The sequence below is a fragment of the Priestia sp. P5 genome, assembly GCF_029522155.1.
Taxonomy (GTDB): domain Bacteria; phylum Bacillota; class Bacilli; order Bacillales; family Bacillaceae_H; genus Priestia; species Priestia megaterium_E.
Genome location: NZ_JAKWFJ010000002.1, coordinates 688,017 through 710,077, shown reverse-complemented (window position 1 = coordinate 710,077; position 22,061 = coordinate 688,017). Strand labels below are relative to the sequence as shown.

The window sequence follows — 22,061 nt, the reverse complement described above, 5'->3', positions numbered from 1 at the left end:
ATGAATTAGCTTCATTTGTTATAACGAAAAAAAGTGTAAACTTATAAATGTAATAAGTGGCCTAATTTTTTAGCTTTTGTATCTAAGTATTTTTTATTGGCATCCACTGCCGGCATTTGAAGAGGCACGCGCTCGACCACTTCAAGGTCGTAGCCTTTTAGCCCAGTAATTTTACGAGGGTTATTCGTTAAAAGCTTCATTTGTTTGACTCCAAGGTCTTTTAAGATTTGAGCACCGATTCCATACTCTCGTAAATCTGCAGCAAACCCGAGTTTTTCATTCGCTTCTACGGTATCGTATCCTTCTTCCTGCAGCTTATATGCTCTTAGCTTATTTAATAAGCCAATGCCCCTGCCCTCTTGACGCATATACAGCAGAATGCCGCGTCCTTCTTCTTCAATTTGCGTAAGAGCCGCGTGAAGCTGAGGACCGCAGTCGCAGCGCTCAGAGCCAAACACATCTCCAGTCAAGCACTCGGAGTGAACGCGAACGAGAACGGGGCTATTATGATCAATATCACCTTTGATAAGAGCCACATGTTCTTTATTATCAAGTTTATTTGTATACCCTACAGCTTTAAACTCACCAAATGCCGTAGGTAAGCTCACTTCTACTTCACGGCTAATAAGCTGGTCATGTTTGCGGCGGTAGGCAATCAAATCTTTTATCGTAATCATTTTTAAATCAAATTGCTCTGCAATTTTTGTTAAATCCGGTACGCGTGCCATTGTTCCATCTTCATTCATAATTTCACAAATAACACCCGCAGGCTTCCCTCCTGCTAATACGGCTAAATCAACAGCAGCCTCTGTATGACCTGCACGCTGCAGAACACCCCCGTCTTTTGCAATCAACGGGAAAATATGTCCTGGGCGTTGAAAATCGCTTGCTACCGTCGCTTCATTTACAAGAGCCATAACGGTAGCAGAGCGTTCGTATGCACTGATACCTGTTGTACTTGAAATATGATCAATACTTACTGTAAATGCTGTTCCATGGACATCCGTATTGTTCGCTACCATCGGGTGAAGATTCAATTTATGCGCAATTTCTTCATTAACAGGTGTACAAATTAATCCTCTTCCATGAGTAGCCATAAAGTTAATAACCTCAGGCGTCGTTTTTTCGGCTAATGCAATAAAATCTCCTTCGTTTTCTCGATCTTCATCATCGCATACAATAACCACTTTTCCCTTTTTTAACTCTTCAATGGCTTCTTCTACTTTATGAAACATCTCTTTCACCTCACTGTTAATTTGTAAAACCATGCTGCTGCAATAAATCCTTCATGTTACCTGAACGATTCGAGGCGCCAGGAGTTGACTTATTTGTCATCATCTGATGCATATATTTAGCTAACATATCGCATTCAATATTCACCTTGTCTCCTCGCTGTTTGTCTCCAACGACTGTGTGAAGCACCGTATGAGGAATAAGAGAAATAGTAAATGATTGGTTGCTGACATCAAAAATAGTAAGACTTGTTCCGTCTACGGAAACAGATCCTTTTAACATCATAAATTCACGAAGTTCAGGATCGACTTGAATTTCATAATAAAAGGCATTTCCTTTACGTGTTTTGCTTACAATGGTTCCAATTCCATCAACGTGTCCGCTAACAAAATGCCCTCCAAACCGGCCATTTGCAGCCATCGCCCGTTCTAAGTTAACACGTGATCCAACGGTTAGAAGCTGAAGGGTACTTGCTTTAATCGTCTCCGGCATGACGTCGACCGTAAATTCATTTTGAGAGTATGCCGTTACGGTTAAACAAACGCCGTTAACTGAAATACTGTCCCCTAAGTTCACGTCTTCTAACACGGTCTTAGCATCAATCGTAAGAACAATTGCTTCTGTAGCCTTTTGAATACGTTTTATTTTTCCAATTTCTTCAATAATACCTGTGAACATTTTCTTCACCTGCTTTGGCGCTATTCCAACTTCTTATGCCGTTTTGAAACAGCAGCTGCTTTTTTTTCATATTTATCTTTCCCCCAACCACTGAAAATAAAAAAGCCCCTTGAACAAACGTCCAAGGGGTCGGCTGAGCTGAATCAGTTTTATCTATGCAAAATTCCGCTAATTGTATACGAAATAAACAGTTATATTTTGTGTACAAAAACAAGGGTAGCTTTAAAAAAGGCAAACCTGTCCCTTATTAATACAACACAAAAAAACAACTGTGCTTCCTGATCCTTCTCCCATCCAGACTTTTACTGTCGGCTCTAGATTTTAACTAGATCCACCGCTAACATACATCGTATGAAAACGGGTCACGGGCTTAAAAGCATATGCTTTATCACCGCCGGTTGGGACTTACACCCGACCCCGAAGGATAATATATTCGACTACTAGAGTCTTATTTGTTTTACATTATAGCAAAGTAAAATCGACTTGTCACATCATTTAACTTCGTTTTTTCACATCTATTCTTTAAAATCTAGCTTTTAGCTTATTTTTTCTTTTTTAATACATAGCATCCATACAAAAGCTAGTCCAATATAGCCAAATATCGGATACAAAAACTCAAGAAGCTGTGCATATCCAAATTGCCCAATAATAAAGCATGCCAAGATAATAAACGCAAAAGCTTGCTTATCATTCAGGGGAAGAAATGACTGAAGCTGCTTAGCGATTCCAAATACATTTCCAATCAATGTAGTAAAAATCTCGCCTAACACAACTACCGTAAATAAAACATTCACCCACGCTGAGATATTTTTAACAACGGCACTCATAGGAATATCAAGTTGAAATGAATAAGGCAAATTGGAAAGGGCAAGATGAGTAGAAACAAGCATAAACGTAAGTACACATCCTCCTATTACGGCCCCTTTTTTAATCACGCTCCTATCTTTCACGGAGCTTCCTAATGGAACCAAAACGGCCTGAGCCAAAGCTAGATTTAGGGAAATATATAAAAAGGGACTAACCGCCCACTTCCACTGCGTGACGAGCGTTAAATCCGGCTTCGTTTGAATCAGTGAGAAATAGCTGATATTTGGCACAAAGATGATAAAAGCAAATGAAAGCATCATCGGCACAACAAGAGAATTAACCATTAAAATACCGTTAATTCCTCTTGCGATAAATATATAAGTTAAAACAATTGTAAAAATCATCCCAACAGGAGGCCACAGCCCAAACTGTTCTTTTCCTATTGCCCCCGTACTCGCTAGCATGACTGAAGTTACTCCAAATAAAATGACAATCATTACACCGTTTACCACTTTTCCAAGCACATCACCAAATAAATATGTATTAAGCTGCTGATAAGAAGAAGCCCCAATTGCGTGCGAAAGCAGCATCATTTTTGAACCTAGCCAAATAAAAAACAAGCCGCTGACCAAAATTCCGACCATTCCAAGTTCTCCGTACTGTGTAAAAAATTGAACAATTTCCTTGCCTGTTGCAAAACCGGCTCCTACAACGGTTCCTACATACGTAGCAGCAACCTGCAGCGTGAGTTTCCACCTTTTCATGCCCATCACCCTTCTACCCTTCATAGTTCACTATATGTAGAAATGATTAAAAAAAGACGAGCCTTTTTACGTGTAAATCTACGCATACCCAGCGCTTGTGCCTTTTCGTTTATTTTTTATTTTTCATTTTCTTTTTGTATTTCTTAAAAAAAACTCCTTAACCCCTAACATAACAGTCATTTTTAAACAAAATATACGGATATTTTCCCTTTACCTTTTAAATTTTCCTCAATATTTGCTGGAAATTCATAATTTACTGTTGTATAATTTCTAAAAATCAGATAAATTATTAAATAAGTATTCTTTCTATTTAAAAAAATATGTTTCAATTATATACAATTGATTCTTATCATGAGAGGTGGAGGGACTGGCCCTTTGAAACCTCAGCAACCAGTCGTTAGAGACATGGTGCTAAATCCAGCAAGCAATTTATTGCTTGGAAGATAAGAAGGCGAAAAAAGTCTTCTTCTTAAGAAGACTTTTTCTATTTTATCGGCATATTGCATAAAACGAATCACTCGTGAAATAGAAGCGGAACAATTTAAGGAGGTTTTGACATGGGGTTACTTGAAGATTTAAAGTCTAAAATTTTAATTGGGGATGGTGCCACTGGTACCCTCCTTTACTCACACGGTATTGACAGCTGTTTTGAAGAACTAAACATCACCAAACCAGAAGAGGTTTCTCGTATTCACAGAGCCTATGTAGAAGCTGGTGCAAACGTTATTCAAACAAATACGTACGCTGCTAATTATCAAAAACTTGCCCGTTATGGATTAGAAGATTCAGTCAAAGACATCAATGTTGCTGGTGTAAAATTAGCGAAACAAGCTGCAAAAGATCAGGCTTACGTGGTTGGTACACTCGGCGGAATTCGTTCTTTCCAAAAAAACGCTATTAGTTTAGAAGAAGTTAAGCGAAGCATTCGTGAACAAATGTTTTGGCTTTTAAATGAAGGCGTGGATGGCCTTTTATTTGAAACATACTATGATTTCGAAGAATTAAAGACCGTTCTTACACTGGCAAGAAAAGAAACGGATAAGCCTATTATTACCCACGTTTCCCTGCATGATATTGGCGTACTGCAAGATGGGCGTCCTTTAGCAGATGCATTAAAAGAACTAGAAGACTTGGGAGCAGATGTTGTCGGGCTAAACTGCCGTTTAGGTCCTTATCATATGATTCAGTCTCTTGAAGAAGTACCGCTTCCTGATCGGGCTTTCTTATCTGCTTACCCTAATGCCAGCCTTCCGGCGTATGTAGAAGGAAAGCTCGAATATGAAACGAATGAAGACTACTTTGTAGAAAGCGCACGTTTATTCCGCGAACAAGGGGTTCGCTTGATTGGAGGATGCTGCGGTACAACACCAGCCCACGTACGCGCAATGTCATCTGCCTTAAAAGACCTGCCTCCGATTACAAGTAAAGTCGTTAAAATGAGACCTGCCGTTACGGTTCAAGAGCGTGAGCAGCAGGATAAACCTCATATGCATGAAATTGTAAAGAAGCGCCGCTCGGTTATCGTCGAGCTAGATCCGCCCAAACAGCTTGGTCCGACGAAATTTTTAGAAGGCGCAAAAGCACTTGATAAAGTCGGCGTAGATGCTATTACATTAGCTGATAATTCTCTTGCCTCACCTCGCATCAGCAACTTGGCAATGGCAACACTGATGCAGCAAGAAACAAAAGCACGACCGCTTATTCATATTACCTGTCGCGATCGAAATTTAATTGGACTTCAATCTCATTTAATGGGACTTCATACGCTAGGAATGAATCAAGTACTTGCAATTACTGGTGATCCGTCAAAAGTTGGCGATTTCCCTGGCGCCACTTCAGTCTACGATTTATCTTCATTTGACTTGATTAGTTTAATCGCTCAGTTTAATGAAGGACTATCTTATTCCGGCAAACCGCTTGGTCAAAAAACCAATTTTTCCATTGCAGCTGCCTTTAACCCAAACGTGCGTCACTTAGACCGAGCCGTTCAGCGTTTGGAAAAGAAAATCGACTGCGGGGCTCACTATTTTATTACTCAGCCTCTCTATTCAACTAAGCAAATTGAAGAGGTATATGAAGCAACCAAACATTTAACAACGCCGGTATACATCGGGATCATGCCGTTAACAAGCGCAAGAAATGCTCGATTTATTCACCATGAAGTACCTGGAATTAAATTATCAGAAGATATTCTAGAACGCATGGACGCAACGGGAAATGACCGGCTTCGCGGTGAAGTCGAAGGCCTTGCGATTGCAAAAAACTTAATTGATACAGCATATGAGCTATTTGACGGTATTTACTTAATTACGCCGTTTATGCGCTATGAAATGACCGAAATTCTAACACGCTATATTCATGACAAGCAACTTGTTACATCAGAAAGGAAGATATAAATGAGCTCACTTATCGAACAACAACTAAAGAAGCGAATACTCGTCATCGATGGAGCAATGGGAACGATGATTCAAGACGCTGATTTAACCGCTGAAGATTTTGGCGGCGAAGAATATGAAGGCTGCAACGAATATTTGACTCGAACAGCGCCTCATGTCATTCAGCGCATTCATGAAGAGTACTTTGCAGCAGGTGCTGACATCATTGAAACCAATACGTTCGGCTCAACATCTACCGTACTTGATGAATACGATTTAGGTCACTTGGCGTATGAATTGAATATCGAAGCTGTGAAGCTTGCTTGTGCAGCCCGCGATAAATATTCAACTCCCGAATGGCCTAGGTTCGTAGCTGGAGCTATCGGTCCTACCACTAAAACTCTCTCTGTTACCGGAGGTATTACATTCCCTGAGTTAGTAGAATCGTACGAAGAGCAAGCTCGAGGTTTGTTAGACGGCGGCGTTGACTTGCTTTTAGTCGAAACCTGTCAAGACATGCTGAACGTAAAAGCCGCATTTCTAGGCATTACAGCGGCGTTTGAAAAACTAAAAATCGAAGTTCCTATTATGATTTCAGGAACAATTGAGCCGATGGGAACAACTCTCGCTGGTCAAGATATCGAATCTTTTTACTTATCACTGGAACACATGAAGCCTCTTTCAGTCGGACTTAACTGCGCGACAGGCCCTGAATTTATGACGGATCATATTCGCTCTCTTTCAGACCTAGCCACTTCAGCAGTTAGCTGTTATCCAAACGCTGGACTTCCGGATGAAGAAGGCAATTATCATGAATCCCCTGAGCTGCTTGCTCAAAAAATTAAAGGGTTTGCTGATAAAGGCTGGCTGAACTTTGTAGGCGGATGCTGTGGTACAACGCCTGCTCATATTAAAGCACTGGCTGAAGCGGTAAAAGAGGTTGCGCCTCGTTCGCTTGATCGCTCCGAGCATAACCATGCTGTAACCGGTATTGAACCACTTGTATATGACGATTCTATGCGCCCTCTTTTTGTGGGAGAACGCACGAATGTAATCGGTTCTCGCAAGTTCAAACGCCTGATTGCGGAAGGAAAAATTGAAGAAGCATCTGAAATTGCGCGTGCTCAAGTTAAAAATGGTGCTCACGTTATTGATATTTGCTTAGCAGATCCGGACCGTGAAGAAATGGAAGACATGGAGGAATTTATTCAAGAAGTTGTAAAAAAAGTGAAGGTTCCTCTTGTAATCGATTCAACCGACGAGAAAGTTATTGAAAAAGCTTTAACGTACTCGCAAGGTAAGGTCATTATTAACTCCATTAACTTAGAAGATGGTGAAGAGCGGTTTGACGCAATCTTACCGCTAGTAAAAAAATTCGGTGCAGCTCTGGTTGTCGGTACAATCGATGAAACAGGCATGGCCGTTACTGCAGAACGAAAAGTAGAGATTGCTAAACGCTCACATGATTTGCTTGTTGAAAAACATGGCTTTAATCCAAAAGATATTATTTTTGACCCTCTTGTGTTTCCTGTAGGGACTGGTGATGAACAATATATTGGTTCTGCTGAAGAAACAGTTAAGGGAATTAAAATGATTAAAGAAGCCCTGCCTGATTGCCTGACCATTCTTGGCGTAAGTAACGTGTCATTCGGTCTTCCTCCAGTCGGACGTGAAGTACTAAATGCGGTTTACCTTTATCACTGTACGCAGGCTGGACTCGATTATGCCATTGTTAATACAGAAAAATTAGAGCGCTATGCTTCTATTCCAGAAGCTGAAATTGAGCTTGCTAATGCGTTATTATTTAACACAACTGATGAAACGTTAAGCACGTTTACCGACTTTTATCGTGATAAAAAGAAAGAAGCAAAAGTAGAAATTTCTACGTTAACACTCGAAGAACGATTGGCAATGTATGTTGTCGAAGGTACAAAAGAAGGATTGCTTCCTGATTTAGAACAGGCTTTAGCTCAATATGATGATCCGTTAGACATTATTAATGGACCGCTTATGAAGGGGATGGCGGAAGTTGGACGTTTGTTTAATGACAACCAGCTGATTGTAGCAGAAGTGCTTCAAAGTGCGGAAGTTATGAAAGCATCCGTTGCCTTTTTAGAACCTCATATGGAAGCAACTGAAAATGATTCTGGAAAAGGCAAAGTGATTCTTGCAACGGTTAAAGGCGACGTGCACGATATCGGTAAAAACTTAGTGGACATCATTTTAAGCAACAATGGTTTTAAAGTAATTGATTTAGGAATTAAAGTAACGCCCCAGCAGCTGATTGAAGCAGTAAAAGACGAAAAGCCAGACATCATTGGCCTGTCAGGTCTTCTAGTAAAGTCAGCTCAGCAAATGGTTTTGACTGCCCAAGATTTAACACAATCAAGCATTGATGTTCCAATTATGGTAGGAGGCGCTGCCCTTTCCCGTAAATTTACTGACTTTAAAATTGCCCCGGAATATGAAGGTGCGGTCCTCTACGCCAAAGATGCGATGGACGGATTAGCGTTAGCAAATAAGCTGCAGAACAAAGAAGAAGTTATTCAGCTTTTAGCAGATTTAAAAACGCGGCAAGAAAAGAAAGTAACGGTTCGAGAACGCCAGCCTCAAACCGCCCAAGCAGCTACGGCTGTTTTAGAAAGATCCGCCATTTCAACGGACGTTCCTGTTTTTGTACCGGCTGATTTAAAGCGGCACGTTGTCAAACACTACGATTTGGCACAGGTTCTTCCGTATATTAACTGGCAGATGCTTCTAGGCCATCACTTAGGACTAAAAGGAAAAGTAAATAAGCTGCTTGCTGAAAAAGACGAGCGTGCCGTTCAATTAAAAGAAACCGTTGATGACCTGCTCGAACTGGCGCTAAAAGAAAACTTAATTAAGCCAGCGGTTATTTATCAGTTCTTTCCTGCTCAAGCAGATGGAAATGATTTAATTATTTATGATCCTGCTGATGAAAAAACAGAAATTGAACGCTTTACTTTCCCTCGACAAGCAAAAGGACAGTTCCTGTGCTTATCTGATTTTGCAAAGCCTAAAGAAAACGAGATGGACTATGTATGTTTCTTCTCTGTAACAGCAGGAACAGGCATTCGCGAACGCGCGGCGAAATTCAAAGAAAACGGCGAGTTTTTAAAAAGTCACGTGTTCCAAGCTCTTGCGCTTGAACTAGCTGAAGGATTAGCAGAACGTGTTCATCAGCAAATTCGTGACCGATGGGGATTCCCCGATTCGCCAGACTTTACAATGGCGGAGCGTTTTTCAGCCAAATACCAAGGTCAGCGTTTTTCATTCGGATATCCTGCATGTCCGGACCTTGAAGACCAAGCAAAACTGTTTAAATTAATTAAACCTGAAGACATCGGCATTCAGTTAACAGACGGTTTCATGATGGAACCAGAAGCTTCTGTTACAGCTCTTGTTTTTGCACATCCTGAAGCGAAATATTTTAACGTATTGTAAAACATGGCTGCGACAAATGTATTTTAGTTGAAGAAAGATCCGAACGGCAAATCCAGATTCTTAATTGAGAATCAACTCCGTTCGGATTTTTTTCATTGTAATGGTGAACTAGATTTCATGTAGCTGTTTCTAGCTGTTGATTGGAGGACAGGGCCAAGACTCCGGGGAAAAGAATTGATATAGTTATGTCTTAATCTCTTTGAATTCACCGCCGGTTTGAGCTTTTTTTATGAGTTTCTTGGGAAACACTGATAGAATAAGGAATGTAATAAATTTGTAACACTCTTATCACAGCAAATTTTTCAGGGAAAGGAATTTTCAAGGTATGATTAAATTATTTGTAAGCGACCTAGATGGCACTCTTTTACACGAAGAAAAATACGTAGAACAGCATAATGCAGACGCACTTAGTGAACTTCAGCGCCAGGGAGTAGAGGTTTGTCTTGCTTCTGGACGAATGGATACGGAAATTTTAAAAATTTCTACTGATATTAATAATACATTTCATCGCATTAGCCAAAACGGAGGATTTGTGTGGACCAAAGAAAATCAAGAACTTCATGGAAAAGTGTTTGAAGATGATTTAGCGGTTCAACTTTATAAAAAAACGATAGATCCTAATCGTATTACGCTTGTCTGTTCAAACGACACGAATTATGTAGAGCAGCGAAATGAAATTATTGAAGCAATTGAAACTCACATGTTTTTCCCTATCGAAGAACAAATTGAAATGACGGATTCATTTGGTCACGCTCTTTCTCCATCTAAAATCACGGTTCTTGGAGATCATGATGAAATGGTAGCTCTGCAAAAAGAAGTGAACGAAGAGTTTGGTGATTATATTGATACATATATTTCTGCCAAGCAGTGTTTGGATATTATGCCTAAACATATCAGCAAAGGAAATGCCATTGAAATTTTATTAAATCATCTTCAGCTAAAACCAGAGGAAATTGCATGTGTGGGGGATTCATTTAATGATATTCCTATGTTTCAATTAACGCCGAACAGTTTCGCTATGGCTACAGCTCCTGAAGCTGTTCAGCGCCACGCCTCTGCCGTTGTGTCATCTGTTAGTGAAGCAGCGCGTATTGTATTAGAAAAAAATAAGCAAACAACCTAAAAAAAGCGGTCAACGTTTAAATTGACCGCTTTTATCTATTTAATAAGAAAACGGTAGTTATTTTTTTCGTAAAGAACGAAAAAATTCACCTAAGCTTTTTTGCTTCCCATCTGCATGCTCTCCGTGATTAACCAAGCTGCTGATTCTTTCTCGTCGAACAACAACCATAATAAGAGTGGCAAAAAAGATAATGGAAACGGCAATGACAACCAGTGCAAGAACGGATGCTACAATAGCTTCAGAAGTCGTTAGTGACGATAGCATCTGCCTCGTACACCTCCATTTCGTTTGTGGCGAAAAGGAGCCTAGCAATTAGAAATGCAAATAATCTTTTTTCTCAGCTTGATGCATGTTATTATACACCATTTTCATTTTAGAGGCTGTAGCTTTTAAAGACGTAGACGAATCCACATCTTCGGCTAACATAATGTTTACTAAGTCAACCACAGAACGAGACAACAACTCTACATTATTTTGCAACTCTAATTCGTCATAAGTCGTACGGTCTTGAAGACGAAGTCGAATAATTTCATTTGCTAGCTCCCTAACACGCACTAATTGTTGATGTTCTCCCATAGTATCTCCGCCGCAGGAAACTTATAATCAGCCCTTTTATTGGCTTTTATAAGAGCTAGAAATCCCTGCAGCTTACCCCTCCTTATAAAGATGCCTAGCACACCTTTATGTAAATCGCACTTTCACCTTGTTTACATGTATATTCGCCATAGCTGGTTCTTTTTCCTTTTGAAATTAGCAGCCATCGTCAACGACCTTCTTCGTTTATCGTTCCGATTTCAAATTTTTAAGGATGTGATATACGAAAATTAAAACGCCAATAGCCGTAAGTGTTGCTCCTGCTGCCACTACGGGTGTAAAAGCTTGGTTTTCTAGTACGATCATGAAAAATAAACCAATCATCATGGCCGGTAATCCTATATTATGCAACCATACGTGCAGTTTAGCTAATTTACTTTCGCTAAACGCAGGAAACAAATAATAAATAAGCCCCGCTAATGTAAGCGACGTCCATCCTAATAAATTGATGTGCACGTGAACAGGCGTCAAAGCGTAGCTGTGAACAATTGACATATAATACCCCAATATGATGCCAATTCCAAAATAAACGGCTGATATTTTAATTAATTTAATTCCCATTGTTTTCTCCCCCTTATATCCCCCTACGACTTCTGTACTACTTTACGCAGGAAACGTCATTTTAGAAGCGGCTGATTAACCAAAGGACACGAAATACGGAGTATGATATCTAAAAAGAGGATTCTTTACCGCAAACACAAAAAACAGCTGAGCAAAAGTACTCAGCTGTCTATTTTAAGCAATATAATGCAGCACAAAATTCAAGAAAAACAACAGCGCGCTTACATACATAAACATCGATACTTCACGCATTTTACCAAGGAATAATTTAAGCAGTGGATACGCAATGAACCCAAATGCAATTCCATCAGCAATGCTGTACGTAAGAGGAATAAGCGCAATAATTAAAAATGCAGGGAAACCTTCTGTTAAGTCCTGTAAATTGATGTTTTTGATATTTTGAATCATCAATGCTCCAATAACAATAAGAATAGGTGCAATAGCACTATCTGGAACCAGCTTGATAAATGGAATAAACAGAAGTGAACTTAAAAATAAAACTCCTGTAATCAGCGATGTTAAACCCGTTCGCCCTCCAGCTGCAATACCAGATGCTCCTTCTACAGAAGACACCGTTGGACTTGTTCCAAACACGCCGCTTAGTAACGCTGAGGCGGCTGTTGCTTGAAAGGCCCGCGGAAATTTGCTATCTTGATTCATCATACCTAGCTGACCATGCAGCAAACCGATATTTTCAAAAATCAATACCATTGTTAATGAAAAGACAGCTGCCCAAAACGCAACGTCTCCAATAGCTCCAAAAGACAATGTGCCAAAGCTGCTAAAGAAGTCGTTCACGCTCTCAGCGGACTGTCCTTTTTCTGCACCGCTTCTTACACCAAGCAAGAAGGCAAGGACTGATCCAGCAATCATGCTTAACAAAAAGTTACCTTTCACATTTCGGATAAACAGTACGATTGTGATAATTAACGTCAACAGCGTACTGATCACAAACGGATCTGACAAGTCTCCAAGTGCTACAAAAGTGTTTTCGCTTGGAACTACAAGCTTCCCTTTTTGCAAACCGATAAATGTTAAAAATAAGCCAACACCGACTGTTATCGCTTCTTTTAGCGAATGCGGAATCGAAGAGACAATTTTGGCAGACAGTCGTGAAAAAGCTAATGCTATAAAAAGAAAGCCGGATATCACTACTGCTAATAACCCTTCTTGCCAAGATAACCCCATTGATTGAACCATCGTATACGTAAACAATGCATTAATCCCCATACCTGGCACCAGAATAAGAGGCGCATTTGCCCAAAAAGCCATAATAACACAGCCTACAAAAGCCGAAGCTACTGTTGCGAATATTCCTGCTTCAAGCGGAATACCGGCATCAGACAAAATGGTTGAATTAACAGCAATAATATACACGATGGAAAGAAATGAAATGACCCCAGCTAAGCTTTCTTTTCCAACAGTTGTTTGGTGGTCGTTTAAACGAAACAACTTTTCAAATAATGCGTTCAATCTAATTTCCTTCTTTTCATCTATCCCTCGCCCACCCAGTGACCAAAAATGCCACCGAAGTTATTATAGCAAAATCAACAATTGTTGCAAGGAAAACTTGTCTCCTTTAGCTTAAGCGTTCATTCCTTATTTAAAACTGTTATCATTTTCTAAACGTAACGTCTTCCATTCATTCTATATATACCTTGGATTGGACATAATAAAAGAGCGCTTTATCAGCGCTCATTGTTTTAATAATAATAAGGGTAATATGGTGGGTACGGCGGATAATAATATGGTGGTGGATAACCGTAATAACCTGGACCTCCTAGTGCACTTCCAAGAACTAATCCTCCAAGAAATGGAGCTCCAAAGCCAAAGCCGAACCCCGGACGGCCGAAGCCAAAACCAGGACGACCGAAACCAAAACCAGGACGGCCGAAACCAAAACCTGGGCGACCGAAACCGAATCCTGGACGACCAAAGCCTCCAAAGCCTCCAAAACCACCGAATGGTCTTCTTATGTCATTAATATCAAATTCTTGCATGATACATGCCTCCTCAAATTATATTTCATTCTCTTTATTACATATGTTATTCACCTACTTCTTGCATAGGCAATCGCCTCTTTTTTTGTGATTTCTTAAAAAATATTCCTTTTCTACTACCTCATTAGGATTAAACAAGCGTACAAACATATATTTTTTAAGGCTTTGAAACATACTACATGTAACTTATGTAAAATAAGAGAGATGAAACGAGGAATGCACCTTTATAATTTGCAGCAGCTGCTGCAATGAGAAATAAACATAATATGAACATATAAAAAGAACGCTCAACAAAAATGTTGACCGTTCTTCTTATGAAAATACATAGCGATTTTTTATTAATTTATCTGACCCTTTGCTTGACCGTATATGCCCTAAAGCTATATAATCCCCTTTTTATACAATACGCTTTGAACATAAAATCATAGGAGCGTCTCCCCAAACGCTGCTATGTATGTATATCTGTAATCGCTTACAAACCTTTAATAAAAAACCGATATGATTTTCTATCTATTTACATTAAACAATATTTCAGGCTAAATTTCAACATTTTTTTTGTTTTTCTTTGTACTCAGCAAAAAAACAGGTGATATAGCACAGTGATTTTCCTTTTTTCCTGTCCCTTTTACTTATAGCCATAATCGTTTATAGTTTATAACGAAAGGAAGTGACGCAATGTCTGATCAACTAGAAGAATACTTAGAACGAGGAATGTACGGAGCAAAGGAAACAAAAAGAGACGAAAGAAGATATTTCTTAACTGCTCTACGTGAGAATATTGAATTTGCGCTAAAAAAGGGGCAAGTCATGAAAAAGGATGCAGCAAAAATAAAGCCTCTTTTAAAAAAAGTGAAAGACGGTCATTTGTTTTTAAATGGCTCCTTGTCTTATTCATACCTCTCCCCCTATATTCAAGCGGCTAACCAACATAAAGTGCCTTTTACCATCGTTCAGAACTTAGAAGCTGATACTGATATTGGTCTGGTTTTAACGGGTTCTGAAGGCAGTTTGGAACGAGATATCTTTGTAGACTAAAAAAAGAGGTTGACACATAACGAAATGAATCCAATCTAAAGACGAACAAATAAGATACATGAGCTGAACCGCTTGTGACACGGCAGTTGATTTCCGTGCAAGACTTCGCTTTCCGCGGGCGGCCGCTGAGCCTCCTCGTCGCATACGCTCCTGTGGGGTCTCACCTGTTCCGCTTTTCCCGCAGGAGTCTTCCGCCTTGCCCTCCAATCAACTGCTAGAAAGACCTAAACAAATCGAGCCTACGTTCACCTTAATAAAAAACGAACCACTAATCAAACATCTTGATTAAGGGTTCGTTTTTTAATTCGTCTAAAATACTTTTGTCGCAGCCTCTTTTTTATTTAGCAAATACATGATGATCAATTGTTTTAATTACAGCACGTGAACGAATCCAGTTATCGGTAGCTGTTTTTGGATTATAAAAGTAAATGGAATCATCTAAACGATCTTTTCTAGTCAATGCTTGCTCTACTGCTTTTTTCGAATCTTCTGAAGCAGGTTTGTTAATTGATCCGTTTTGGACCGGTGAAAAAGCATATGCTTTTCCGACAACTTGTTTAATAACTCCTGTTACCGTATCTGGAAACTTCGGAGAATCTACACGGTTTAACACCACTGTTGCTACCCCTACTTTTCCTTCATATGATTCGCCTTTTGCTTCAGCTTCTACTAAGCGAGCTAATAAATCTTTTTCACTTGCAGAGATCGAAACTGCAGGTGTTTCCTGCTCTGCGGGTTTTGCTTCTGGCTTAGCCGTATGAGCCGGTGCTGCCGTTGAAGGTTCCGTTGTTTCAGCAGCCAGCACTTTTGTCTTACTCGGAATAGCTAATGTTTCACCAATATAAATCATATCTCCTTGACGATTGTTTAATTTTTTAATATCGTCAATTGTTACACTATATCTTTTACCTAACTTCCAAAGACTATCGCCTTTGACTACTTTATAATTAGTTGCAGCCGTAGCTGTTGCATTAAAACCTATAAATGAAAGAGTAGCTAAACATGCTACTACCATTGATTTCATATAACTATGTTTCATAGGTAATACCTCCTGAAATTTCGTATGGTATTACTCTATCATAGCTATATAGGGGTTTCACCGAACGATTCAATTACATTTCTTTAAGTTTGATGAACAAAATTACGTTCGGAACACAAATATGACATTGTACCTTGTTTTTTGTCATAATCACGGTAATTTTTCTAAAATACAGGTATATTTTCCCGCTTTATTTCAGTTTAATCAGAAATTTCTCCAATTTTATTTCCCTTTTGCTTCTCATAGTAAACATCTAAATTCATCTGCTTTTACATAAAAAAGCTGAATGTTGTAATCAACATTCAGCTCTTTTTAATCTTCAATCTCAATTTCTACAACGTCATAGAAATCAATCACTAGCTTAGCACCCGTATCATCCATAAACGTAAAGACGTCTTGATCATCTGCTAAATGTATCACGTATCCGGTCAACTGCTGTTCACTGTTGTCGTAAACAGTAGTAATTAGAATTTTTTTATGATCTACATATGCTTCTTCTAATAACGAATGGAGGTCATAGTCCCCGTCATCTTCGGGCCGGTTCGTTAACAGCATCCCATAAGTCGTCATTCCATTTTTATCTTTCCATATATGATCTGCAAAATAAAAAGGTGCTGTACTTTTTCGAAACTCATCCATAATATCCCTCCTATAACTAAAAACGTTTATTCGCTCTTACCGTACGCTACTAAATAAACGCACAAGCACTTGTAACAGTATATTCTCTACTGTACAGGCTCATACATCCATTATATAAGGCATAATCAAATAATGCCATCATTTCGTTTAGCTCCTAGGAATTTCTAGATACGTATAGGTGAAATCTCCACCGCGTCCGGCTATTCCACGAAAATGTTTGAAATCAGGGCGATTTACTAAAAAAGGGCGAAAAGCAAGAAAGTCTTCTTTTTTAACTTTAATTTCGGTTACTTTTCCTTCACTTAACTCATTCAACATGTTTATGGCTGTTTGTTCATCCATTCAGTTTCACCTCGCTTTTAACTGTTCAGCCAATTTTGCAGAGATGCAAATTGAGCTTCAGCTTCTTTATATCCTTGGTTGTAAAGAGCGTCGAGACGCTCACGATTCTTCTCAATTCGTCCTACTACAAGAGGGGTTTGCGGACGAATCACAAAGATATTCCCCTGTCTTTCCTGTTCTTCAATATATGACAATGTTTCATTATACAATTTATAGCGGTTTTCAAGCGCACGAGTCAGCCCATCATAATGACGATATTTGCGCTTCAATAACCAAAGCATATTTGATTTCTTTTTTCGATATCCTTCATTTCGCGTTAGCACAACAATATTTTTTCTATATCCATCCTGCACTGCTTTTTTGATTGGAATCGGATCACTGATTCCTCCGTCTAACAGCTCTTTTCCTTTATATGTAACGACAGGTGCTAAAAATGGAAGGGAACTAGAAGCGCGAACCGCTGTCAAAATGTCCCGGTCATACTCATCAAAATAAACGGGTTCTCCCGTCACACAGTCCGTTGCTCCTACTACAAGCTTCTCTGTACGCTCAGCAAATGCCTCAAAGTCAAATGGAAGAAGCTGATTAGGAATTTCATCAAAAACGAAATCCATTCCAAATATCTCTTTTGTTTTAAAATAATTTTTCCACGACAAGTAGCGAGGATCCTCTAAAAAATCTAAATTAGCTTTGCGACTTCTTCCTATTTGTCTAGATAAATAAGAAGTGGCATGACAAGCGCCGGCTGAAACGCCAATTACATACGGAAGGTACAGATTTCTTTCCATAAAGTAATCTAAAACTCCAGTTGTATAAAGGCCTCTCATACCGCCTCCTTCGAGCACGAGTCCAGTATCTTTCAATTTCTACACCTTCTAATTCTTATAATTTATGACAAGATTATACCTCGTTTATTATAACGAAAGATGAACAAAGATGGAACTGTCCTGCTTCTCTCTTTCGTAAAAGCTACCAATTCCTTTTGTTTCTCAGCACATTTTACTTATTTTTTCAATTTTATTTTATATTTTTTCAAAAAACTCTTTACTAATTCCCAGTTTTAAGGCAAAATTGTAAAAAAGAAAACGCTAACTAGTTTTACTATTTTTAAAATTAAAATTATTGAAAAAATTTATAATGAACTAATTTAAAACAAAGGAGCGATGAATCATGAAAATAGCAGAGGTAGGAAACTTGATAGAATTTAAAAATGGCTTACAGGGCATTGTCGAAAAAGTAAATGAAAACTCCGTGATTGTAGATTTGACTTACATGACAAACTACCGCGATTTAGACTTAGAACAGCGAACTGTTGTCAACCACAAAAACTACATCATCATTAATCCAGCTATGTAAAGAGAAAAAGCAGCCGGAAAGCAAAAGCGGTTGCTTTTTTATTGGTTTTGAAAGAATTGATTCTTTTGTTCTTCTGTAATAATCCCTAGTTTATACATGAGGTAAATATACTGTTGCACCTTAACATCCTTCGAACTTTTTTTCACTGTACTCCCTCTTTTCTAAAATGTTTCTTCATACAATAATATATGGCTAAGATAAAAAAAGTTTCCTTAAAGAAACAAAAACAGGCCCCTTTTTTCTTGAAAGGGGCTTATTTTCGTGTGACAATAAAAAAGCTACTACTATCTTCTTACCGAAAGGAACTACTAGCATGTTTGATACTGTATTGTTTATCGTCGCTCTTATTGTCATTCTTTTTTTCATCGTGCAGTTCGTTTTTAAACGCAAACAAACTTCAAATAAAAAAACATCCGTTGAGCCCATGAATTATGCCGAAGAAGATTCTAACTCCTACACAAGCTGGAGTGAATCTGCTTCTAATCACGATCATGATGGCGATGGAGATAGCGGTGGAGATGCGGATGGTGACGGAAGATAGAAAAAAAGCCCCTTCTTATGAAGAGGCTTTTCTTTATTTTGATAATACTCGCTTGCCGTTGGTAAACGAATAATAGCATTCACCTGTATAAATGTCTTGGCTTTCATGTACATGAACGCCACATTTATCTTCAAGAGCAGCTTTCATCATCGATTTGGCTACGTTATACGCTTTAATTGGACGATACTTTCTCCACTTTCCTACAAGGCAAAATGAACACGACTTCAACGTGTATCCCCCAATCTTTTCAAATAGGCGAAACTCTTGGCGCTTGCCTAATAATAACGATGGGCGGAAAAAGTGAGTAGAACGGATATACAAGCTTGCGATATCTTCTTCTACTTGTCCCTTTACTTTACTGTAAAAGAATGGCGAACGAAGATCAGCACCAATTGCTGTAATCGTTAAAAAGTTTTTGCAGCGATATTTTTCTGCACATTTAGCCGCTTTTAAAGGAAATTCGTAGTCCACCTTAATGAATTTCGCTTTTGTTTTTGCTTTTTTCATTGTCGTGCCTAAACAGCAATATACATCATCAACTGCAAAGCATTCTTCGTGCTTATCAAGCTCTGAAAAATCAATTTCAAGCTGACGTAGCTTTGTGTGTTCGATTGGTAGCTTTTTTCGAACAAACACTGTCACATGGTTATATAAGCTGTTGCTTAATAACATTTTTAAAAGTTCTTGACCAACAAGTCCGCTTGCACCTAATACTAATGCTGATCTCTGTGACATTCTTTCACCTTCTCACCTGTTGTTTTTGCAATGGAAAACAGGTTGCATACACAACCTGTTTGTTCGAATTAACGATTATCAATTGTTTCTGGGTATAAATCATGATTCATCAGGCGATAATTAGCCATTTCTTCATACTTCGTACCGGGACGGCCATAGTTTGTATATGGATCAATTGAAATCCCGCCGCGCGGTGTGAATTTTCCCCATACTTCAATATATCTTGGATTCATCAGTTTAATTAAGTCATTCATAATAATGTTCATACAGTCTTCATGGAAATCTCCATGGTTACGGAAGCTGAACAAATAAAGCTTTAACGACTTGCTTTCTACCATTTTTTCATCTGGAATGTAGCTAATATAAATGGTTGCGAAATCCGGCTGACCTGTTTTTGGACATAAGCTCGTAAATTCCGGACAGTTGAATTTCACAAAATAATCACGATTTGGGTGTTTGTTATCAAATGCTTCTAGAATCTCTGGTGCATATTCAAACAAATAGTTTGTTCCTTGATTTCCAAGGAGTGATACACCTTCTAATTCTTCATCTTTTCGACCGCTCATTTGCATTTCCTCTCTTTCTACGATTGTCATTCTAACAGCGTTTTTTTATTTTGTATATATCTGTTTTTATTTTTCTTTGTAAATTTTTTGCTATACGCTTACACGCCTCGTTTATTTCCCCAAACAAGGGCGTGAACCTGCGGCAGAACTCTTACATCGTTCATGTTTTTAGCTGCTACTGCCTTATCAATTAACCACTCATACTTTTTAAGCAATTCTTGTGTTAACGACGCATTATCGATTGTCGTTAAGTCCTCGTTGCCTACTTGAACAAAAAATGGAACCTCAGGATAACGTTCATGAACAGACGCTGCATACTCAAAGTCCTCATCATTAAATACAACGACTTTTATGCTTATATGCGCCATGCGTTTTTCCTTTATTAATGTCTCTATAATATCGTCTAATACGGAGAAATTTGTTTTCATTAATGAACTTGGAGGCTTAGGAGAAATCGTTAAATCATCGATCTTTAGAAACCAATCCTGATAACGGCTTCCCTGTGTTTCAAGAGCTGCTTTTACCCCATGACTGTGCAAAAGCTCTACAAGTGAACCAATCGCCTTGATAAGCGCAGGGTTTCCTCCAGAAATGGTGACGTGATCAAAGCACTCTCCTCCAATTTCTTTTAGCTCCGTCCAAATTTGTTCTGCTGTTAGCTGACGAATATCGTTTTTAGCTGATCCATCCCATGTAAAAGCTGAATCACACCAGCTGCAGGAATAATCACAACCGGCGGTACGAACAAACATCGTCTTACGTCCTACAACCATTCCTTCCCCTTGAATTGTTGGTCCGAATATTTCAAGTACTGGAATTGTATTAGCCACGTTTTTTCACCTTCTTTGGGCGGTAAACTACGTAACTTGTCGGCGTTTCCCGCACGAATACTTGTACGCAAGAAGGCTTATTTGGTAGTGTGTCTAGATATTCTTGAACCAACTCATAAATTTTACGGGCAACAACTTCAGTTGTAGGAAAATCATTTGGATTTTCTTCGTTAAAGATAGAATGATCGTTCAATAATGTATGATCAAATTGACCAGAAACAATTTTTTTCAATAGCGCAAAGTTTACTAAAAAGCCCGCTTCGTCTAATGTATCTCCGGCAACAGTTAGATTTACAAAATACGTATGTCCATGGACTTGACGGCATTTACCTGCTTCTGTGTGAGGAACAAAATGTGCCGCAGCAAACTGCATATCTTTGTTCAGTTCATATTCATAGTCATGAAACACTTGAGGATACATTTGTTGCAGCATTATTTTTCTCCTCCTTCTTTTGTTTGCAGGTATTGATCTAATCCACGCTTTCGCAATTGACATGCGGGACATTCACCGCATCCGTCAGCAACAATACCGTTGTAGCACGTTAACGTTTTTTCACGCACATATTCAAGCGCTCCTAGCTCATCCGCTAATGCCCACGTTTCTGCTTTATCAATCCACATAAGCGGCGTATGAATCACAAACTCAAAGTCCATTGATAAATTAAGCGTGACGTTTAACGATTTCACAAATACGTCTCGACAGTCTGGATATCCTGAAAAATCAGTTTCACAAACGCCTGTTACGATATGACGGCCTCCGCTGTTTTTAGCCAGTACGGCTGCAAATGATAAAAATAACAGATTGCGGCCATCCACAAACGTTGTAGGCAACTCTCCTTCTTTTTGCTCGATCTCAATATCATCTCGCGTTAAGGCATTTGGTGCTAATTGATTTAAAAGTGACATATCTAGTACGGTATGCTTCACACCTAAATCAGCTGCGATATCTTTTGCTACCTCTATCTCTTGACTATGACGCTGACCGTATTGAAAAGTAACCGTTTCTACTTCTTTAAAGTTTTTCAAAGCCCAAAACAGACATGTTGTACTATCTTGACCTCCGCTAAATACAACAATCGCTTTTTCATTTTTCATCATTATTGTTCGTCTCCTTTTTGATTGAAATCAAAAGAAGAAGAAACTTTATTGAACCGTTCGTTCCCTTTGTGACTAATTTTATAACACAAAAAAGAGACTGCTCTTTTCCAGCAATCTCCCTAAAAAGCAACTAAGATACACGTCCTTACCAAACACGTCAAAAAGACGTGTTAATAGAAAAGCACGTGAAAGAAGACACGCTAAAACCGTGTCTTTTGTCATCAACGATGATCTTAGTTTTTTATAGAGGGAGTTTTCGAACCTCTCCCGTACGTATACA

The 22,061-nt window shown here is 38.9% G+C and carries 24 protein-coding genes and 3 riboswitches; of the genes, 6 read left to right on the top strand and 18 right to left on the bottom strand.

Annotated elements, in window-relative coordinates; translation table 11 throughout:
• Positions 1-41: 41 nt before the first annotated feature.
• From MMB69_RS20355 to MMB69_RS20345, 3 genes are all read right to left on the bottom strand, one after another.
• Entirely contained in the window at positions 42-1,235 is a 1,194-nt protein-coding gene (locus MMB69_RS20355; RefSeq protein ID WP_097824380.1) for a bifunctional 3,4-dihydroxy-2-butanone-4-phosphate synthase/GTP cyclohydrolase II, read from the bottom strand.
• A gap of 16 nt (positions 1,236-1,251) precedes the next feature.
• The gene (gene ribE / locus MMB69_RS20350) at positions 1,252-1,911 is read right to left on the bottom strand and encodes a riboflavin synthase (protein ID WP_013056005.1); all 660 of its coding nucleotides are present in this window, start codon (positions 1,909-1,911) and stop codon (positions 1,252-1,254) included.
• Positions 1,912-2,189: 278 nt separating this feature from the next.
• A riboswitch (FMN riboswitch) is annotated at positions 2,190-2,340 on the bottom strand.
• A 107-nt stretch (positions 2,341-2,447) separates the two neighbouring features.
• Positions 2,448-3,482 (bottom strand): YkvI family membrane protein, encoded by a 1,035-nt coding sequence (locus MMB69_RS20345; protein ID WP_260507798.1) that lies wholly within the window; start codon positions 3,480-3,482, stop codon positions 2,448-2,450.
• Between the two features lie 343 nt (positions 3,483-3,825).
• A riboswitch (SAM riboswitch) is annotated at positions 3,826-3,932 on the top strand.
• A 107-nt stretch (positions 3,933-4,039) separates the two neighbouring features.
• On the opposite strand from MMB69_RS20345, the gene MMB69_RS20340 reads away from it, so the two are divergent.
• The 3 genes from MMB69_RS20340 to MMB69_RS20330 all read left to right on the top strand — a co-directional run bounded on the left by MMB69_RS20340 (position 4,040) and on the right by MMB69_RS20330 (position 10,445).
• Entirely contained in the window at positions 4,040-5,878 is a 1,839-nt protein-coding gene (locus tag MMB69_RS20340) for a bifunctional homocysteine S-methyltransferase/methylenetetrahydrofolate reductase (protein WP_221785674.1), read from the top strand.
• Complete coding sequence (metH, locus tag MMB69_RS20335) at positions 5,879-9,322, top strand: methionine synthase (RefSeq protein ID WP_277448353.1); 3,444 nt, start codon at positions 5,879-5,881, stop codon at positions 9,320-9,322. It abuts the gene before it with no gap.
• Positions 9,323-9,647: 325 nt separating this feature from the next.
• A complete protein-coding gene (locus MMB69_RS20330; protein WP_013056000.1) occupies positions 9,648-10,445 on the top strand; it encodes a Cof-type HAD-IIB family hydrolase in 798 nt (265 codons plus the stop codon).
• 57 nt (positions 10,446-10,502) lie between these two features.
• Here MMB69_RS20330 and MMB69_RS20325 read toward each other — a convergent pair whose 3' ends face one another.
• The 5 genes from MMB69_RS20325 to MMB69_RS20305 form a co-directional block, all read right to left on the bottom strand.
• Positions 10,503-10,709 (bottom strand): hypothetical protein, encoded by a 207-nt coding sequence (locus MMB69_RS20325; protein WP_013055999.1) that lies wholly within the window; start codon positions 10,707-10,709, stop codon positions 10,503-10,505.
• Positions 10,710-10,757: 48 nt separating this feature from the next.
• Positions 10,758-11,021 carry a hypothetical protein gene (locus MMB69_RS20320; protein WP_013055998.1) on the bottom strand — a complete coding sequence of 88 codons (264 nt, stop codon included), beginning with the start codon at positions 11,019-11,021 and terminating at the stop codon, positions 10,758-10,760.
• Positions 11,022-11,225: 204 nt separating this feature from the next.
• A complete protein-coding gene (locus tag MMB69_RS20315; RefSeq protein ID WP_277448351.1) occupies positions 11,226-11,600 on the bottom strand; it encodes a cytochrome-c oxidase in 375 nt (124 codons plus the stop codon).
• A gap of 174 nt (positions 11,601-11,774) precedes the next feature.
• Entirely contained in the window at positions 11,775-13,073 is a 1,299-nt protein-coding gene (locus MMB69_RS20310) for an NCS2 family permease (protein WP_221785675.1), read from the bottom strand.
• A gap of 230 nt (positions 13,074-13,303) precedes the next feature.
• Complete coding sequence (locus tag MMB69_RS20305; protein ID WP_221785676.1) at positions 13,304-13,600, bottom strand: hypothetical protein; 297 nt, start codon at positions 13,598-13,600, stop codon at positions 13,304-13,306.
• 675 nt (positions 13,601-14,275) lie between these two features.
• Here MMB69_RS20305 and MMB69_RS20300 point away from each other — a divergent pair.
• Positions 14,276-14,635 (top strand): YueI family protein, encoded by a 360-nt coding sequence (locus tag MMB69_RS20300; RefSeq protein ID WP_221785677.1) that lies wholly within the window; start codon positions 14,276-14,278, stop codon positions 14,633-14,635.
• Here MMB69_RS20300 and MMB69_RS20295 read toward each other — a convergent pair.
• The 5 genes from MMB69_RS20295 to MMB69_RS20275 all read right to left on the bottom strand — a co-directional run bounded on the left by MMB69_RS20295 (position 14,588) and on the right by MMB69_RS20275 (position 17,518).
• Complete coding sequence (locus tag MMB69_RS20295; RefSeq protein ID WP_264409006.1) at positions 14,588-14,842, bottom strand: hypothetical protein; 255 nt, start codon at positions 14,840-14,842, stop codon at positions 14,588-14,590. The two genes, MMB69_RS20300 and MMB69_RS20295, sit on opposite strands and share 48 nt — an antisense overlap.
• A 130-nt stretch (positions 14,843-14,972) precedes the next feature.
• A complete protein-coding gene (locus tag MMB69_RS20290) occupies positions 14,973-15,674 on the bottom strand; it encodes a cell wall hydrolase (protein ID WP_221813071.1) in 702 nt (233 codons plus the stop codon).
• Between the two features lie 312 nt (positions 15,675-15,986).
• Complete coding sequence (locus MMB69_RS20285) at positions 15,987-16,313, bottom strand: hypothetical protein (protein WP_014461050.1); 327 nt, start codon at positions 16,311-16,313, stop codon at positions 15,987-15,989.
• Between the two features lie 147 nt (positions 16,314-16,460).
• Positions 16,461-16,655 (bottom strand): hypothetical protein, encoded by a 195-nt coding sequence (locus MMB69_RS20280; RefSeq protein ID WP_013055990.1) that lies wholly within the window; start codon positions 16,653-16,655, stop codon positions 16,461-16,463.
• A 17-nt stretch (positions 16,656-16,672) separates the two neighbouring features.
• Positions 16,673-17,518, bottom strand: coding sequence for a patatin-like phospholipase family protein (locus MMB69_RS20275; protein ID WP_013055989.1), 846 nt, complete (start codon positions 17,516-17,518; stop codon positions 16,673-16,675).
• A gap of 307 nt (positions 17,519-17,825) precedes the next feature.
• Between MMB69_RS20275 and MMB69_RS20270 the strand changes: the two genes are divergently transcribed.
• Together MMB69_RS20270 and MMB69_RS20265 are read left to right on the top strand one after the other, a co-directional pair.
• Entirely contained in the window at positions 17,826-18,011 is a 186-nt protein-coding gene (locus MMB69_RS20270) for a YkvS family protein (protein WP_013082245.1), read from the top strand.
• A gap of 313 nt (positions 18,012-18,324) precedes the next feature.
• Entirely contained in the window at positions 18,325-18,552 is a 228-nt protein-coding gene (locus MMB69_RS20265) for a hypothetical protein (protein WP_029325093.1), read from the top strand.
• Between the two features lie 33 nt (positions 18,553-18,585).
• Here MMB69_RS20265 and MMB69_RS20260 read toward each other — a convergent pair whose 3' ends face one another.
• The 5 genes from MMB69_RS20260 to queC all read right to left on the bottom strand — a co-directional run bounded on the left by MMB69_RS20260 (position 18,586) and on the right by queC (position 21,778).
• Positions 18,586-19,287 (bottom strand): NAD(P)H-binding protein, encoded by a 702-nt coding sequence (locus MMB69_RS20260; protein ID WP_013055986.1) that lies wholly within the window; start codon positions 19,285-19,287, stop codon positions 18,586-18,588.
• Positions 19,288-19,355: 68 nt separating this feature from the next.
• Positions 19,356-19,853, bottom strand: a complete 498-nt coding sequence (gene queF / locus MMB69_RS20255) for a preQ(1) synthase (protein WP_013082243.1) — start codon at positions 19,851-19,853, stop codon at positions 19,356-19,358.
• 98 nt (positions 19,854-19,951) lie between these two features.
• Positions 19,952-20,683 (bottom strand): 7-carboxy-7-deazaguanine synthase QueE, encoded by a 732-nt coding sequence (queE, locus tag MMB69_RS20250; RefSeq protein ID WP_025749424.1) that lies wholly within the window; start codon positions 20,681-20,683, stop codon positions 19,952-19,954.
• Positions 20,676-21,116, bottom strand: coding sequence for a 6-carboxytetrahydropterin synthase QueD (gene queD / locus MMB69_RS20245; protein WP_013055983.1), 441 nt, complete (start codon positions 21,114-21,116; stop codon positions 20,676-20,678). Before queD ends, queE begins: the two co-directional genes overlap by 8 nt.
• Positions 21,116-21,778, bottom strand: a complete 663-nt coding sequence (gene queC / locus MMB69_RS20240; protein WP_221785719.1) for a 7-cyano-7-deazaguanine synthase QueC — start codon at positions 21,776-21,778, stop codon at positions 21,116-21,118. Before queC ends, queD begins: the two co-directional genes overlap by 1 nt.
• 230 nt (positions 21,779-22,008) lie before the next feature.
• A riboswitch (PreQ1 riboswitch) is annotated at positions 22,009-22,052 on the bottom strand.
• Between the last annotated feature and the right edge of the window lie 9 nt (positions 22,053-22,061).

Bases quoted from the DNA above. Each gene is read 5' to 3' on its own strand.
- queC (WP_221785719.1), bottom strand. From the start codon at position 21,778: ATGAAAAATGAAAAAGCGATTGTTGTATTTAGCGGAGGTCAAGATAGT.
- MMB69_RS20265 (WP_029325093.1), top strand. From the start codon at position 18,325: ATGTTTGATACTGTATTGTTTATCGTCGCTCTTATTGTCATTCTTTTT.
- MMB69_RS20320 (WP_013055998.1), bottom strand. From the start codon at position 11,021: ATGGGAGAACATCAACAATTAGTGCGTGTTAGGGAGCTAGCAAATGAA.
- MMB69_RS20270 (WP_013082245.1), top strand. From the start codon at position 17,826: ATGAAAATAGCAGAGGTAGGAAACTTGATAGAATTTAAAAATGGCTTA.
- ribE (WP_013056005.1), bottom strand. From the start codon at position 1,911: ATGTTCACAGGTATTATTGAAGAAATTGGAAAAATAAAACGTATTCAA.
- MMB69_RS20345 (WP_260507798.1), bottom strand. From the start codon at position 3,482: ATGAAAAGGTGGAAACTCACGCTGCAGGTTGCTGCTACGTATGTAGGA.
- MMB69_RS20300 (WP_221785677.1), top strand. From the start codon at position 14,276: ATGTCTGATCAACTAGAAGAATACTTAGAACGAGGAATGTACGGAGCA.
- MMB69_RS20355 (WP_097824380.1), bottom strand. From the start codon at position 1,235: ATGTTTCATAAAGTAGAAGAAGCCATTGAAGAGTTAAAAAAGGGAAAA.
- MMB69_RS20285 (WP_014461050.1), bottom strand. From the start codon at position 16,313: ATGGATGAGTTTCGAAAAAGTACAGCACCTTTTTATTTTGCAGATCAT.
- queD (WP_013055983.1), bottom strand. From the start codon at position 21,116: ATGCTGCAACAAATGTATCCTCAAGTGTTTCATGACTATGAATATGAA.
- MMB69_RS20315 (WP_277448351.1), bottom strand. From the start codon at position 11,600: ATGGGAATTAAATTAATTAAAATATCAGCCGTTTATTTTGGAATTGGC.
- queF (WP_013082243.1), bottom strand. From the start codon at position 19,853: ATGAGCGGTCGAAAAGATGAAGAATTAGAAGGTGTATCACTCCTTGGA.
- MMB69_RS20325 (WP_013055999.1), bottom strand. From the start codon at position 10,709: ATGCTATCGTCACTAACGACTTCTGAAGCTATTGTAGCATCCGTTCTT.
- MMB69_RS20280 (WP_013055990.1), bottom strand. From the start codon at position 16,655: ATGGATGAACAAACAGCCATAAACATGTTGAATGAGTTAAGTGAAGGA.
- MMB69_RS20260 (WP_013055986.1), bottom strand. From the start codon at position 19,287: ATGTCACAGAGATCAGCATTAGTATTAGGTGCAAGCGGACTTGTTGGT.
- MMB69_RS20330 (WP_013056000.1), top strand. From the start codon at position 9,648: ATGATTAAATTATTTGTAAGCGACCTAGATGGCACTCTTTTACACGAA.
- MMB69_RS20290 (WP_221813071.1), bottom strand. From the start codon at position 15,674: ATGAAACATAGTTATATGAAATCAATGGTAGTAGCATGTTTAGCTACT.
- metH (WP_277448353.1), top strand. From the start codon at position 5,879: ATGAGCTCACTTATCGAACAACAACTAAAGAAGCGAATACTCGTCATC.
- MMB69_RS20340 (WP_221785674.1), top strand. From the start codon at position 4,040: ATGGGGTTACTTGAAGATTTAAAGTCTAAAATTTTAATTGGGGATGGT.
- MMB69_RS20305 (WP_221785676.1), bottom strand. From the start codon at position 13,600: ATGCAAGAATTTGATATTAATGACATAAGAAGACCATTCGGTGGTTTT.